General features: G+C 68.0%; 14 protein-coding genes. 6 read left to right on the top strand and 8 right to left on the bottom strand.

Features of this window, described 5'->3' with window-relative positions; genetic code table 11:
- Positions 1 to 146 precede the first annotated feature (146 nt).
- The gene (gene asnS / locus ACN28I_RS03330) at positions 147 to 1,547 is read right to left on the bottom strand and encodes an asparagine--tRNA ligase (protein ID WP_420940708.1); all 1,401 of its coding nucleotides are present in this window, start codon (positions 1,545 to 1,547) and stop codon (positions 147 to 149) included.
- 184 nt (positions 1,548 to 1,731) lie between these two features.
- On the opposite strand from asnS, the gene ACN28I_RS03325 reads away from it, so the two are divergent.
- From ACN28I_RS03325 to ACN28I_RS03315, 3 genes are all read left to right on the top strand, one after another.
- Positions 1,732 to 3,261 (top strand): amino acid permease, encoded by a 1,530-nt coding sequence (locus ACN28I_RS03325; RefSeq protein WP_420940707.1) that lies wholly within the window; start codon positions 1,732 to 1,734, stop codon positions 3,259 to 3,261.
- Between the two features lie 125 nt (positions 3,262 to 3,386).
- Positions 3,387 to 3,656: a helix-turn-helix domain-containing protein gene (locus ACN28I_RS03320; RefSeq protein ID WP_420940706.1), complete on the top strand. Its 270-nt coding sequence runs from the start codon at positions 3,387 to 3,389 to the stop codon at positions 3,654 to 3,656.
- A 22-nt stretch (positions 3,657 to 3,678) separates the two neighbouring features.
- The gene (locus tag ACN28I_RS03315) at positions 3,679 to 4,461 is read left to right on the top strand and encodes an IS630 family transposase (protein WP_420940705.1); all 783 of its coding nucleotides are present in this window, start codon (positions 3,679 to 3,681) and stop codon (positions 4,459 to 4,461) included.
- Positions 4,462 to 4,490: 29 nt separating this feature from the next.
- On the opposite strand, the gene ACN28I_RS03310 is transcribed toward ACN28I_RS03315, so the two are convergent.
- The 4 genes from ACN28I_RS03310 to ACN28I_RS03295 form a co-directional block, all read right to left on the bottom strand.
- Positions 4,491 to 5,561 carry a cyclic nucleotide-binding domain-containing protein gene (locus ACN28I_RS03310; protein ID WP_420940704.1) on the bottom strand — a complete coding sequence of 357 codons (1,071 nt, stop codon included), beginning with the start codon at positions 5,559 to 5,561 and terminating at the stop codon, positions 4,491 to 4,493.
- A gap of 205 nt (positions 5,562 to 5,766) precedes the next feature.
- Positions 5,767 to 6,501, bottom strand: coding sequence for a competence/damage-inducible protein A (locus tag ACN28I_RS03305; RefSeq protein ID WP_420940703.1), 735 nt, complete (start codon positions 6,499 to 6,501; stop codon positions 5,767 to 5,769).
- Positions 6,502 to 6,514: 13 nt separating this feature from the next.
- A complete protein-coding gene (gene tmk / locus ACN28I_RS03300) occupies positions 6,515 to 7,201 on the bottom strand; it encodes a dTMP kinase (protein ID WP_420940702.1) in 687 nt (228 codons plus the stop codon).
- On the bottom strand, positions 7,198 to 7,539 hold the full coding sequence (locus tag ACN28I_RS03295; protein WP_420940701.1) for a hypothetical protein: 342 nt from the start codon (positions 7,537 to 7,539) through the stop codon (positions 7,198 to 7,200). The genes tmk and ACN28I_RS03295 overlap by 4 nt, the downstream gene beginning before the upstream one ends.
- 176 nt (positions 7,540 to 7,715) lie before the next feature.
- Here ACN28I_RS03295 and ACN28I_RS03290 point away from each other — a divergent pair, with 176 nt between their 5' ends.
- Genes ACN28I_RS03290 through ACN28I_RS03280 form a run of 3 tightly spaced genes read left to right on the top strand, consistent with a single transcriptional unit; the run spans position 7,716 to position 10,127 of the window.
- Positions 7,716 to 8,180 (top strand): hypothetical protein, encoded by a 465-nt coding sequence (locus ACN28I_RS03290; RefSeq protein ID WP_420940700.1) that lies wholly within the window; start codon positions 7,716 to 7,718, stop codon positions 8,178 to 8,180.
- Complete coding sequence (locus ACN28I_RS03285) at positions 8,174 to 9,907, top strand: hypothetical protein (protein ID WP_420940699.1); 1,734 nt, start codon at positions 8,174 to 8,176, stop codon at positions 9,905 to 9,907. Before ACN28I_RS03290 ends, ACN28I_RS03285 begins: the two co-directional genes overlap by 7 nt.
- A complete protein-coding gene (locus ACN28I_RS03280) occupies positions 9,867 to 10,127 on the top strand; it encodes a hypothetical protein (RefSeq protein WP_420940698.1) in 261 nt (86 codons plus the stop codon). Before ACN28I_RS03285 ends, ACN28I_RS03280 begins: the two co-directional genes overlap by 41 nt.
- Before the next feature lie 37 nt (positions 10,128 to 10,164).
- Here the strand turns inward: ACN28I_RS03280 and ACN28I_RS03275 are convergent, their stop codons facing one another.
- The 3 genes from ACN28I_RS03275 to ACN28I_RS03265 all read right to left on the bottom strand — a co-directional run bounded on the left by ACN28I_RS03275 (position 10,165) and on the right by ACN28I_RS03265 (position 14,394).
- The gene (locus ACN28I_RS03275) at positions 10,165 to 12,258 is read right to left on the bottom strand and encodes a sensor histidine kinase (protein ID WP_420940697.1); all 2,094 of its coding nucleotides are present in this window, start codon (positions 12,256 to 12,258) and stop codon (positions 10,165 to 10,167) included.
- Positions 12,259 to 12,496: 238 nt separating this feature from the next.
- On the bottom strand, positions 12,497 to 13,825 hold the full coding sequence (gene thrC, locus ACN28I_RS03270) for a threonine synthase (protein WP_420940696.1): 1,329 nt from the start codon (positions 13,823 to 13,825) through the stop codon (positions 12,497 to 12,499).
- A gap of 5 nt (positions 13,826 to 13,830) precedes the next feature.
- Positions 13,831 to 14,394, bottom strand: coding sequence for a hypothetical protein (locus ACN28I_RS03265; RefSeq protein ID WP_420940695.1), 564 nt, complete (start codon positions 14,392 to 14,394; stop codon positions 13,831 to 13,833).
- Positions 14,395 to 14,418 lie beyond the last annotated feature (24 nt).

Raw genomic sequence — 14,418 nt, 5'->3', positions numbered from 1 at the left:
CACCCCGGCCTGATGCGCTCATGAATCCGGACTGGGGTTCTCACGTACCACAGCCCACGGGCACGGGCACCCTCACCCCGACCCTCTCCCGGGGGGAGAGGGAGGGATGCGGGGTGGGGATGCTCGTGGGGATGCTCAACGGTGGCCTAGAACTGCGCCGAGCCCGGCACGCGCGGGTACGGGATCGCGTCGCGGATGTTCTGCAGGCCGCACATGTAGACGATCAGCCGCTCGAACCCGAGTCCGAAGCCCGCGTGCGGCACCGTGCCGTAGCGCCGCAGGTCCCGGTACCACTGGTAGTGCTCGGGCTTCAGGCCGAACTGCTGCATGCGCTTGTCCAGCATGTCCAGCCGCTCCTCGCGCTGGCTCCCGCCGATGATCTCCCCGATTCCCGGCGCCAGCACGTCCATCGCCGCCACCGTGCGCCCGTCCTCGTTCAGGCGCATGTAGAACGCCTTGATCTTCTCCGGGTAGTTCATCACCACCACCGGCCGGCCCACGTGCTCCTCCGTCAGGTAGCGCTCGTGCTCCGTCTGCAGGTCGTTCCCCCACTCCGGCGCGTAGTCGAACTTCTTCTTCGCCTTCTTCAGGATCTCGATCGCGTCCGTGTAGTCGATCCGCTCGAAGCTCGAGTTGATGAACTTCTCCATCCGCTCGATGACGCCCTTCTGCTGGCGCTCCTCGAAGAACTTCATGTCCGGGCCGCACTCGTCGAGCACCGCCTTGAAGACGTACTTGAGGAAGCGCTCGGCCAGGTTCGCGTCCTCGTTGAGGTCCGCGAAGGCGATCTCCGGCTCGATCATCCAGAACTCGGCCAGGTGCCGGGTGGTGTTCGAGTTCTCCGCGCGGAACGTGGGGCCGAACGTGTACACCTTGGACAGCGCCAGGCAGTACGCCTCCACGTTGAGCTGGCCGGAGACGGTGAGGTAGGCCTCCTTGCCGAAGAAGTCCTTGCCCCAGTCGATCTTCCCGGTGTCCGTGCGCGGCGGGTTCACCGCGTCCAGCGTGGACACGCGGAACATCTGCCCGGCGCCCTCGGCGTCGCTGGCGGTGATGATCGGCGTGTTCACCCAGAAGAAGCCCTCCTCGTGGAAGAAGCGGTGGATGGCCTGTGCCGCCGTGTGGCGCACGCGGGTGATGGAGCCGAACGTGTTGGTGCGCGGCCGCAGGTGGGCCACCTCGCGCAGGAACTCCAGCGTGTGCTGCTTGGGCTGGATGGGGTACGTGTCCGGATCATCCACGAAGCCGAGCACCCGCACCTCCTCGGCCTGCACCTCGAAGGACTGGCCCTTGCCCTGCGACTTCACGAGCGTGCCCCGGCACACCACCGACGCGCCCGCGGTCAGGTGCAGCACTTCCTTCTCGTAGTTGGGCAGCGTATTGGGCGCGACCACCTGGATCGGATCGAACGTCGAGCCATCGGTGACGTTGACGAAGCTGATGCCCGCCTTCGAGTCCCGGCGCGTACGCACCCAGCCGCGAACCTCGACCTTCGTGTCCGGTGCGATCGAACCATCCAGCGCCTTCTTTACACTGACGACCTGCATGACTGCCGTCCTTCCTCCGAAAAAGTCTCGCGGAACGCGGAGTTAGCCGCACCCTGGCCCGAGGACAAGCCCCATGAGCACCGGCAGGTGACTTCCTCCCCCCTCCCCGCCGGGAAGCCAACGCATCGCGGCACGCACAAGGGAAGACCCGGCGGGTGGGATCGTGCTAATCGGCCTCTCCCCTATGCGTTCCCTCTTTCGACGCAAGCCGATCGCCGACCTCCTCCACGACACCGAGTCCTCCGGCGGCCTGAAGCGCTCGCTCGGCGTCGGCGACCTCGTCATGCTCTCCATCGGCGCGGTCATCGGCGCCGGCATCTTCTCCACGCTGGGCACCGCGGCCGCGGGTGAGACGCTCCCCACCGGCGAGGTGGTCCGCCACGGCGCCGGTCCCGCCCTGGTGCTGTCCTTCCTGCTGCTCGGAGCGGTGTGTGCCCTGGCGGCGCTCTGCTACGCCGAACTGGCCTCGATGATCCCCCAGGCCGGCAGCGCCTACGCCTACTCCTACGCGACGCTCGGAGAGCTGATCGCGTGGATCATCGGGTGGGATCTCATCCTCGAGTACGCGGTGGGCAACGTGGCGGTGGCCATCGCGTGGGCGGGGTACTTCAACTCGCTCGTCTCCCCCTGGGTGCACATCCCCGAATGGCTCACGCACGGCTACTACAACGTGCAGGCCAGCTCCGACCCCGCCATCCGCGGCCTGCTGGAGTCCGCCCCGCGGGTGCTGGGCATCCCCGTGCTGGTGAACCTGCCGGCCTTCCTCATCGTGATGGCCATCACCTGGCTGCTGGTCATCGGGGTGAAGGAGAGCACCCGGGTCAACAACATCATGGTGGTGGTGAAGCTGCTGGTGCTCGCCATCTTCATCGGGGTGGGGGCCATGCACATCAACCCGGCCAACTACACGCCCTTCGCGCCCAACGGCTTCCCCGGCATCCACCAGGCGGCGGCCATCGTGTTCTTCGCCTACATCGGCTTCGACGCCATCTCCACCGCCGCCGAGGAGACGGTGAATCCCCAGCGCACCATGCCGCTCGGCATCCTCATCGGCCTGGCCGTGTGCACGATCATCTACGTCATCGTCGGAGCGGTCGCGACGGGCCTCATCCCCTACCAGCAGCTCAAGTCCTCGGACCCGCTGGCCCATGCCTTCGAGGTGGCCGGGCTGACGCGGTTCAGTTGGATCATCTCGCTGGGCGCCGTCGTCTCCATGGCCGCGGTGCTGCTCGTCTTCCAGTACGGCCAGCCGCGCATCTTCTACGCCATGGCGCGTGACGGGTTGCTGCCCCCCTGGGCGGCGAAGCTCCACCCCAAGTACCGCACGCCCCACATCACCACGATCGCCACCGGCGTGATGGTGGCGCTCGGCGCGCTGGTGGCCGATGACGCCGCCACCTACGATCTCACCAACATCGGCACGCTGTCTGCCTTCATGCTGGTGTGCCTGGGCGTGCCCGTGCTGCGGCTGAAGGATCCGCACCGCCCCCGGCCCTTCAAGGTGCCCTTCGTGTGGCCGGTGTCCCTGGCCGGCGCCGGCGCCTGCCTCTTCGTCATGCAGGGCCTTCCCGTGCATGCCTGGAAGCGCTTCGGCATCTGGCTCGCCGTCGGCCTCGGCCTCTACTTCGTCTATGGCTACCGCCACTCCGTGCTCCGGCGTGGCGCGCCGCCCGTGAACCTGGACGGCCCCACCCCGCCGGGCCCCGGCACCTAGTGGAGTGTCCGACAAGTTTTTCAACATAATCGGGCCAGCGGGTAGGTTGGGTGGACGAAGAGACCGGGTAAGTTGGGTGGATGAGGAGACGACCGCCGCATCTCCTCCACCTTTCGCCTGGGGAAGTGGCCTACCTCAAGACGCTGGTGGAGGACGGACGTACCGAGCAGCGCGTCGCGCGTCGAGCGCGCATCCTGCTGGCCATGACCGCCCCGGACATCGTCGTGTCGGAGCTGGCCGACAGACTCGAACTGGAGCGCACCACCATTTGGAACTTGTGTCGTCGCTACGAAGCATACGGTGTCGATGTGGTGCTGGATGCACCCCGCTCCGGCCGTCCGCGGGAGCTTTCCCCCCCTGCAGCGAGTGGAGGTGGAGCAGTTGGCATGTTGTGAGCCGGCGGGCGTCGGTTTGGAGATGACGCACTGGTCCACCCGGAGCCTGGCCCTGGTGGCACGTCAGCGTGGCATTGCGCCCACCATCTCTCACTCCACGGTGGCGCTCATCCTGCACGACGCTGACTTGCAGCCGCACCGCACGCGTTACTGGAAGACACCCACCCTGGACGACACTTTCCGTCACAAAGCGGCCCAGGTGCTGTGGTGCTATGAGCAAGCGCAGCAGTTGGCCCAGAAGGGCGAAGTGGTGTTGTGCGTGGACGAGAAGCCCAACATCCAGGTGCTGCACGGCGACCAGCCCGTGCGGTCCATGCAGCCCGGCCTCATCGAGCACCGGGAGTTCGAGTACAAGCGGCACGGTACGGTGAACCTCCTGGCCAAGCTGGTAGTGCACTCCGGCCGCATGCGCAGCTGGGACCTGGAGAGAAACAACGGGGACTGCTTGCGAGCCGTACTGCCGCAACTCCTTGGGGACCATCGCGACGCCAGGCGCATCCACCTCATCTGGGACAACGGCTCCAGTCACACCGCCAGGCAGACGCTCGACTTCCTTCGCACCCACTACCCGCACGTCCGGGTGATTTTCACTCCAGCTCATGCCTCCTGGCTCAATCAGGCGGAGTTGCTGCTTCGCGCTTTCACCGAGCGCTACCTGCAACGAGGGGACTGGGCCAGCCGTGACGAGCTCATCAAGCACCTCGACGCCAGCTGGCCCGAGTACAACCGCCTCTACGCCCACCCCTTCACCTGGTCCTGGACTCGCGCCAAGATGCGTTCGTGGGTGGACCGGCACCTGTCCTGACTATGTTGAAAAACTTGTCGGACACTCCACTAGTCCCGAGGCGTCCCAACCGGCGCCGGGGACTCCCAGTACAGCCCGGCGCTGCTCAGCAGGCGCTCATTGCCCATCCGCGAGAGCGCCTCGCACACCCCGGGGTCCGACAGGAGATGCCGCTCGCAGCTCCCCCAGTCCAGCCGCAGCAGGACGCAGGGGGTCTCCGCGCACACGGTCGCCGTGGCCGCCAGGCCGAGCATCAGGGCGATCTCCCCGAACATGTCCCCCTCCCCCAGCGTGCGCAGGGGGACCTGGTGGCCGTCCGGGTGGCGGTGCGTCACCTGGCACCGTCCCCGCAGCAGCAGGTAGAGGGCGTCCACCTCTTTTCCCTGCTCGAGCAGGAGCGTCCCCGCCGGCCGGGTGCAGATCTGGAAGTCCCGGGCCAGCGCCTCGCGCTGCTCGGGCGTGAGGGTGCGGAAGAGCGGGTTGCCGCGCAGCACGTCCTCCAGCAGGCGCTCGCGGTGGAAGCCCTGCAGCACGTCCTCCACCGAGGGATGCCGCTGGAGGAGCTTCTCCAGTTGCTCCCGCGTCAGCTCCAACACCGCCGTGCGCTCGAAGGCCCTGACGGTCGCGAACCGCGGCGTGCCGGCCAGCAGCGACATCTCCCCGAAGAACTCGCCCTCGCCGATGAAGGCCACCGTGCGCCGCCGCCCCGACTTGAGCGTCCGCACCACCTCCACGCTTCCCTCGACGATGGCGAACATGGAGCTGCCCGGCTGCCCCTCCTCGACGATGCTCTCCCCCGGCTGGAAGACGCGCGGCACCAGGGTCTCCATCATCGACAGGAGCTCCCGCGTGCCCACCCGCGAGAGCAGCGAGGCGCGCGACTCGCCCTCCCCTCCCGCCAGGCCCGTCCCGGCGGCGGCGTCCAGCGCCCGGGGCCTCGGCACGGCGGGCCCCGGTGGCGCGTGGGGATCCACCCGCCGGGCATCCAGCTCCGCGAGCAGCCGCCGCGCCGGCTCATGCGCCGGATCGAGCCGGAGGATGACCTTGCACAAGGCGATGGCTCGGACCAGCAGGCCCTGCCGGGCCCAGAGCTCCGCCAGTTGTTCGTAGTCCGCGAGCATCGCTTCCTCTGCTTCCCTGGAGGCCGGTTGGATAGTCATCCCCCCGTGCTGACGCAACGTATCGGACATTGTTCCCCCCTCTGCTGACAGCACTCCAGTCCGGAATCCCGGAGCCCTGGGGCCATCTACGACCCAGAGTGCGCGGACCCGGCCGCCATGTCTGTGAGGGGGTTCACACGATCCCGGAGAAGTCCTTCACATCGGACTATTCCGTGCGGACCACCGAGCCCGAGGGCAGTCCCGCCTGGAGCCGGGCCAGGGCCTGCTCCACGGAGCCCGGGTCCACGCTCTCCACCGTCACCTTCACCGCGTAGTCCAGCGAGCGGTCGAACATCGGGTAGGAGCCAATCGCCACGTGGGGCATGTCCAGCGCCACCCGGTCCAGCACCGCCGCCACCGCGCTCTCCCCCAGGTTGAGGTAGAGCACGCGCAGGTGCACCGGCGTCCCGCGCAGCCGCGCCAGCACCGCCTCCAACTGCGTGCGGAAGAGCTGCGGCACCCCGGGCAGCAGGAACACGTCGCCCACCGTCAGCACCGGGTACCAACTGCCCGGCTGGGCGAGCAGCACCGCGCCCTCGGGGGCGTCCGCCAACCGCATCGCCTCGGCCGTCGGCGCGTCCACCGCCTTCTCGCGGATGAGCGCCACCATCTCCGGCAGCCGCACCACCTTGCGCCCCATGGCCAGCGCCACCGCCCGCACCGTCACGTCGTCGTGCGTGGGCCCAATGCCTCCACTGGTGAAGACGTACTTCGCGCGCATCCGCGCCCGGGCCACCGCCTCCACGATGAGGTCCACCTCGTCGGGGACGAGCTCCAGCGTGCGCAGGGGAATACCCACCTCGCGCAGGCGCTTGATGAGGTGTGGGCCATTGGCATCCACCACCTTCGCCGTGAGGACCTCGTTACCGATGATGACCGCCGCCGCGCCGGTGGGCTCCATGGGGCCGGGGACTCTACCGCACCGCCGCGCGTCCGGGCTTGCGTCCGAGCAGTTTACGCACGTGCGCCAGACACTCGGCCGTCACGGCCTCCACCGGCTGGTCTCCGTCGATGCGCACCACGTGCTCGCGCTTGCCCCGCAGGCGGATGGCCGCCTCGTACTGCCGGGAGATGCGGCGCTGCTTCTCCTCCGCGTCGAAGAGCTCCTCCGGCCCGCCCCGCGCCGCCCGCCTGCGCGCCGCCACCTCGATGGACACCCCGACGAAGAGCGTCAGGTCCGCCGGCACCGCGTGCGCGTTGATGGACTCCACCCACTCCATGGGCAGCGACGCCCCCTGGTACGCCAGCGACGACAGCACCGAGCGATCGCTCAGCACCACCTGCCCCGCCTCCAGCGCCGGCAGCACCTTGGCCCGCAGGTGATCCGTCCGGTCCGCCGCGTACAGCAGCGCCAGCGTCTCGGGAGCCAGCGGCCCCGCGCCTCCGGGCAACGCTCCGGGCAGCACCAACCGCCCCGTCAGCGCCTGGCGGATCAGCACGCCCACCGGCCCGTCCGAGGGCTCGCGCGTGGTGAGCACGGACTGGCCCTCGGCCCGCAACACCGCCGCCAGCCGCTCCACCTGCGTGGTGGTCCCGGCGCCGTCCAGGCCCTCCAGGACGATCAGACGCCCGCTGCGCGCGGGCTTGCGAGCCGGGCTCACCGGGGCAGCAACGCCTTGGGATCGTCCAGCCCCAGCCGGTGACGCAGCTCCATCATCGTCTCGAAGCGCACCAGCTCGTCCGCCAGCACCGTGCGGCCCTTCCGGTAGCGCATCACCCCGTAGATGATCAGCCCCAGCGTCGCCGCCAGGCCCAGCCACGCCACGTGCGGCGCCCTGGTCGAATCCCAGAAGAGCTTCGCCGTCGCTCCTCCCAGGATGAAGGCCACGACGAAGGAGACGCCCGTGTGGGCGAAGAGAAGCGTGCTCTGGCGCGTGGACAGCGCCTCCTGGAGGCGCTCGAGCTGCTCGTGGAGATTCTGCTGCGTTTCTGCGTTCACGGGGGCGGCAACCTAGCGGAATGGGGGGGCCGCGTCGAGTCCTGCCCCCCGGACGGATGGGGCCCCTCCCTCCCGAGGCAACACCCCCCCTTGAACCCGATAATCCTATAATTCGATAAATCGATGTAACCGGAACGCCGGCGCCGCCGTACCACGCGCATCCAGGAGCTTTCACCATGATCGACGGACCCAACAGGCGGAACATCCGCCCCCCGCCCCCTCCTCCGCCGCCGGCCCCGAAGCCGAAGGCGCAGCCGCCGCAGGAGCAGGCCGCGAACAGGCTGCGCGGCTTCAGCGGGACGAGCTCGTTCGAGGCGCCCACCCGGACCCAGGCCCCCGTGGCACTCACCACGCCCCTGGCCACCCGGACGACGACGCCCACGGTGGCCCCCGCCGCGGCCCGGACGGATGGCTCGGCGCCGACCACCCCCCCGGGCCAGCAGAACTTCGTGGATCCGGCAGCGGCCCCGGCCCCGGGCGATCCTGGCTTCGTGGGCCCCGTCGCCACCCCGCCCGAGGTTCTCGAGGCGTCGCGCTCCGTCGAGCAGGCCTACGAGTCGGGCGGAGCGGAGGCCGCCGCCGAGGAGAGCTCCGCAAGCAGTCCGAGGAGCTGGACGATCCGGCCCAGGTCGACATGCTGATCTCCGCGTCCCAGCCCACGATCGATCGGATCGCCACCGATCTCGCCACCGGCGCGAGGGAGAACAGCGTCGATCAGGAGACCAACCGGGAGGTGCTCCGCGATCTCGACGCGACGATGAACCTCGCCGGTGAGGCCGGGAAGGACCGGGTGGCGACGTCGATCTCCCAGAAGCTCGCCGATGCGATCCCCGCGGGCTCGGATCAGATGTGGCAGTTCGATGACGCGCTCGGCGAGCTCGCCGAGGACGGCATCGGCTCGACGCTCTCCTCCCGGGTGGCGGAGAAGCTGATCAACGACCTCGGCCGCCTCGAGGCGGGCAACGCGCTGCTCAACACCTCGACCGACGCGATCAACGAGGTCCGCGCCGACTACGAGACGAAGGCGGAGGACCTGAGCAAGGTGGAGCAGCGGCTCAACGCGGAGATCAGCCAGCTCGGGCCCGCGCTGACGCCCGAGGAGGTCGAGGAGTACAAGGCGGAGTTCTGGGAGCGGCCGGAGAACGCGGAGATCCGCGACGCCGCGCGCGCGGCGGGAGACAAGCTCTCGGAGACCCTCGCCGCCAGCACCGAGCAGCTCGAGACGCTCGCGGCGCAGGGAGACACCGGCGCGCAGAAGGCGCTCTTCGACGGCTACAAGGCCCTCGCCGGCACCCCGAACCACGCCGACGAGGCCATCCTGTTCACGGGGCGGGTCAACCAGAATCCCGCGCTCGCCGACGGGCTGCGCGCGGCGTATGGCGCGGAGTTCGAGCAGAAGCTGGCCGATGAGCTCGTGGCCCCCGCCGTGACCAACGCGCAGGCGGAAGCCATCGCCGAGGCCGGGGAAGGTGGCTTCGAAGCGGCGATGGCCAAGTTCGAGTCGCTCGTCAGCGGGCTGGAGACGGCGCAGGCCCTGCACGACATCCCCGGGGACTTCCAGCAGATGCTGGCGGACGTCCGGGCGATCCACAACGGCACCTACTCGCCGGACCAGGTGCAGGACCTGCTCGGCTCCTGGGACGAGCAGGGGGCGTTCGGCAAGTCGCTGGCGGTGGCCAGCTTCGGCCTCGGCCTCTATGACCTGCCCTCCCAGCTCGCCGAGGGCGAGTACCTGGAGGCCATGAAGACCGCCCTCACCTCGACGGCCGACGGCATCGAGCTGACGGCGGGCATCCTCAACAGCATCGGCAAGGCCGGCGCGGCCGCCGACGTGGCGAAGTTCGGCGCGAAGTTCCTGCCGTTCGTCGGGCTGGGCGTCGACGCCATCCAGGCGTACCAGGACATCCAGGCGCTGCGCGACGGCGTCTCGCCGGGCGACGTGGTCAACCTCATCGGCTCGACGGTGTCCCTGGTGGGCGACGTCGCCGGCTTCATCCCGATCGCGGGCACCGCCGTGGACGTGGTGGCCACGGTCCTGGGAGAGGCCCTCCACGTGGTGGGCGATCTCCTCAATGGCGACTTCGGCCCGGACCTCGAGGACTTCGACCTGGGCGAGGTGCGCGACATCCTCCACGAGACGCTCGGCCTGTCGGACGCGGAGGTGCAGCTGCTCGTCTCGAACACCAACGAGGGCTACGGCGAGCGGCTGCAGGAGCTTCGGGCTCGAGCCGGAGCAGATCCGCGAGCTGCTCACCCAGACGGATCCGCCGCTGTTCGCCTACTCCGGCGGCCTGGGCGACTACACGCCGCTCGGCAACCCCAACCCGATGTTCGAGACGCTCGCCGCGTTCGGTCTGAGCGGGGATGAGGCGTTCAGGTTCCTCCAGGAGCACGGCGGGGCGAGCGCGGCGTTCGACTCCGTCATCGCGGACATCTACAATGCGGACGCCTCGCTGGGGAACGCGCTCGCCTCGGGCGACTTCACCGCCTTCCGTGAGCATGCGCTGGATGTGCTGCCCGACGACGTCGCCGACGCCCTGCGTCCCTACCTGAACAGGCAGCCCAACACCGAGTACTTCGAGAACTGAACTCCGGGCTCCAGGGGTGGGGAGCCCGTATCACCACTCAGGGGCGCACTGGCGGGTTGAATGGCAAGGTAATGACGAAGGTAGTTCCATCATTCTCTGTGCTATCGAACTCCAGTGTGCCCGCATGCCGTTTGGTGATGATGCCATGACTGAGCGACAGCCCTAGCCCGATCCCCTCCCCAGGCCGCTTTGTCGTGAAGAAGGGCTCGAAGATCCTTTCGCGAACCGCTGCCGGAATCCCGGTCCCGTTGTCCTGGATGCGAATTTCCACCCGGCCGTCCTGGCGGAGGGTGGAAACGCGAACGGCCGGGACATAGCCGTTGAGCCCTTTCTTGTGCTGCTCGCCAACGGCATGGACGGCGTTATTCAGAAGGTTCAGCAGTACGCGCCCCAACTCCTGAGGGATGACCTCGACCAGGGGGAGTCCCGGCTCCAGGGCTCTCTCAATCGAGACATGGAAGCCGAACCGCTGGCCCTTCGTATCCCGGAGGACCAGTCCAATGTGATCCTCGATGAGCCGGTTGAGGTCGGCCATACTCCGCGCTCCTGGCCGCACGGCTGCATGATCCAGCAGGCTGCGGACAATTCCATCCGCGCGCTGTCCATGCTCGGCAATCTTCCGGGCTGTCTGTCTGCAGTCGCTGGCGAGCATCACCAGGCCAGCCTGCTTGTCCGTTGGCAAGCTCCTGACCTCTTGCAACAACTCCTCCGTCATCTCCATCAGTGAGAGCGAGAAGTTGTTGACGAAGTTGAGCGGGTTCTTGATTTCATGCGCAACTCCCGCCGCAAGCTGCCCCATTGACGCTATCTTCTCCACCTGAACCAACTGCTCTTGCTTGCGGAGAATCTCCTCATTGGCCTGCCGGAGTTCGATATTCCGCAACCGGTGGATCTCCCCCTCGAGCGCCTGGCGCCTGGCAGCCTCGCTCTCTCTCTTGGCTTCGTTGATTCGATTCGCCAGCGCAAGCGCGAATAGAATCATCTCCATTGCCGACCCCATCATGACGAGATGCCGGGTAACAAAGCTGGTAGGCAGCCACCCCAGATTGGAGAGGGGAACAAGAACAACGGCCATGCAGAGCGAGCTCCAGCCCGCGAGGAAGAAGCGCGCTGGCTGGAAGCCACGCCTCCAAACGACAACAGGAATCACGAGCAGCAATAGCCCAGACACCAGCGCCAATGTGTTCCCAATGACGAGTGACACTCGGATCGGCACGAACGCAGCAAGCGGCGTAGCGATGCCGCAGACCGCAACCAATAAGAGCAGGAGCCGATCCAGCCTGGGCACCGTTCTGGAGGTATGCAGGAACGATCGCGCGAACAGCACGACGAACAGCCCCCCAAGATGAGCAAGAGCCTGAGGGATCCGCACCAACCAGGGGCCACCGTCGGGAAAGTATTCATAGCCGAGTCCTGAAAACCTCAACAGGATGAAGTGGCCGAAGAAGATGACATAGAGGACATAGTAGAGGTATGCCCGGTCCTTCAAAAAGACATACAAGACCGTGTTGAACAGCACCATGCTGGCCAGCACGCCAGCGTAGATCCACCATGGAACCAAGTGAGACGCAGCGGCCCGCATCAACTCGCCGCCGGTAAGGATCTCCAAGGGCAGACTCATGAGGGTCGAAGTTTGAACGCGGATGTAGACGGTGACCGGTTCAGGGTTGGCCTCAGGCAGGTGGAAAGCATGAAATCGGTGGGCAACCTCCCGCCTGGCCCATGGAACCCGCGACCCACCACGCCGGACATCAAAAGACCCGTCTGGCCGCTGAAAGTAGACGTCTACATGCTCCAGGGGCGCGTTCATCACAGCCAGGAGCCAGCGCCGTTCCGCCGCCCGATCCTTCTGGAGATAGGAGAAGCGCACCCAGTAGACGCTGTGCGAGAAGCCATAGACCGGCGAGTCCACTGATGAGCGGATGAAGCGATGGGCAAACTCGGCCCGAGACACATCCTCGATTTTCAATGCCTGAGACCCATCCTCCAACACGAACAGGCCCCGCCCGATGTGCCAGCTGTCTTGTGTGTCATCCACCACGACATCCGGCTGAGCCGCAAAGGAGGCTGACACACTGATGAAGAACAGAAAGAGCGCGATTGCCTTGGGCCTCCTCGCGCACTTCACCATGGGATCGAGCACGGAGCTGGGAGGAATGGGGACACAGTACCTTCCTTGAAGGACGCCGCTTTCCTGGAGACAGTATCGCTTCTGTTCAACACCCCCTCAGGAACTCCACCTGGGCGAGCCATTGAACACCGGGTGAGCCACGCCACCGGGCAAGCCCTCTGCCGTGGGGCCCTGGCCTGCGAATACGGGGCAACCCGGGGCTGTCGATACCCTCCCCCCGGGAGAGGGGGAATGGGGGTTACAGGTCCGACAGGGCGCTTCGCACCGCGTCCAGGTTCGCGGGCAAGTCCACCGGGGGGTTGGCGAGACGGCTCTTCACGTCCTCCAACGCTCCCCGGTGGTAGCCCACCTTGAAGTCCGGGAACTTCAACCCGTGCGCCGTGGACACCACCGCCACCCGCGCGCCCCGGGCGATGACTCCCCGCGCCACCAGCTTCTCCAGCCCCGCCAGCGCCACGCCCGTGTGCGGACACGTGAACGTGCCCTCCCGGTCCGCCCGCGCCGCCGCGTTCGCCAGCTCCGACTCCGTCGCCTCCTCCACCACCCCGTCGAAGGCCTTCAACATCTTCACCGCCCGCCGGAACGACACCGGGGCGCCAATCTGGATCGCCGACGCCAGCGTCCGCTCGGCCTTCATCGGCACCAGCTCCGCGAAGCCTCCCCGGAACGATCTCATCAGCGGATTGGCCCGCTCCGCCTGCGCCACCGCGATTCGCGGCCGCCTGGTGATGAGGCCCAGCGAGAGCAGCAGCTCGAAGCCCTTGCCCAGCGCGCTCGCGTTGCCCAGGTTGCCACCCGGAATCACCACCCAGTCCGGCGGCTCCCAGCCCAGGTCCTGGCACAGCTCGATGGCCACCACCTTCTGCCCCTCGATGCGCAGCGAATTCATCGAGTTGGCCAGGTACAGGCCCGCGTCCTTCGTCACCTGCTGCACCAGCTTCATGCAGCCGTCGAAGTCCGTGTCCAGCGACAGCACCCGCGCCCCGTTCGCCACCGGCTGCACGAGCTGCGACAGCGACACCTTGTCCTTCGGCAGGAACACCACCGAGGGAATCCCCGCCGCCGCGCAGTAGGCCGACAGCGCCGCCGAGGTGTCCCCCGTCGACGCGCACGCCACCGCCCGGATGGGCACTCCCCTCGCCCGCATGTGCTTCACCGCGGACACCAGGACCGTCATCCCCCAGTCCTTGAAGCTGCCCGTCGGAGAGACTCCGCACTCCTTCAAGTCCAGGCTCGCCAGCCCCAGCTCCGCCGCCATGCGCGGCAGCTCCTTGAGCGGCACCCGCCCCTCGCCCAGCGAGACGATGTCCTCCGCCGGGAGCTGCGGGTACACCCACTCGTGCTTGCCCCATACACCCGAGGCGTACGGCAGCCGCGACGCACCGAAACGCTGCTCGAAACGCCGCCGCCACTCCTCGGCGGACACCGAGCGCAGCGCCTCCACGTCGTGCGCCACCTCCAACAACCCCTCGCACTTCGGGCAGCGGTAGACGACCTCCAGCAACGAGGCCCGGAAGCCGCAGCCCTCGCTGCAGGCGTACTCGGCGTGAAAGGCAGGCGTGCCCATGGGTTTCACTCCGCTGCTGGAATCAGGATGCTGCAGGTGACGCAGGCCCGGCCCGCGTAACCGGGCGTGTGGCACTTCGGGCACGCCGTCCGCTCCCCGGCCTGCGCCGGCCGGGTGGCCGCCGCCTCGGGCTGCGTCAGACGCGCCTTGGGCAGCCGCATGCCGCAGCGATCGCAGACGGCGCCGATGTCCTGCACGTTGCGGCAGTACCGGCAGACGACCGGGCCCGTGGGCGCCGCCGTCTTCATCCCGTCCGAGAGCGCCCGCCCCGTATCCATGTCCTGGATGGGCGCCACCACGACGTTGCCCGCCGCGGCCGAGCGTCCCGTGTCCAGCTCGGGCACGGGCTGCACGGCGACCTCCCGCACCGCCTGCCGGGCCGTCAGCTCCAGGTCGGGAATCGCCGCGGTCTGCACCGGCGCGCGCCCTCCCGCGAGCTGCGTCTGCTCCAGATCCGGCAGCCGCGCCACGGCCACCGCCACCGGCGCGGTCGTGAACAGCTTCTTCCCACAGTTTTCACACTCGGTGCCCTGAGCCTGCTGGTGCTCGCACACGGGGCAGATGATCATGACCGGGAGGTTAGCGGCCCCGCT

It is taken from the genome of Archangium gephyra (assembly GCF_049060025.1).
GTDB lineage: Bacteria > Myxococcota > Myxococcia > Myxococcales > Myxococcaceae > Archangium > Archangium gephyra_A.
Note: the sequence above shows the minus strand (reverse complement) of the source record. Positions and strands in the feature narration are given on the sequence as shown.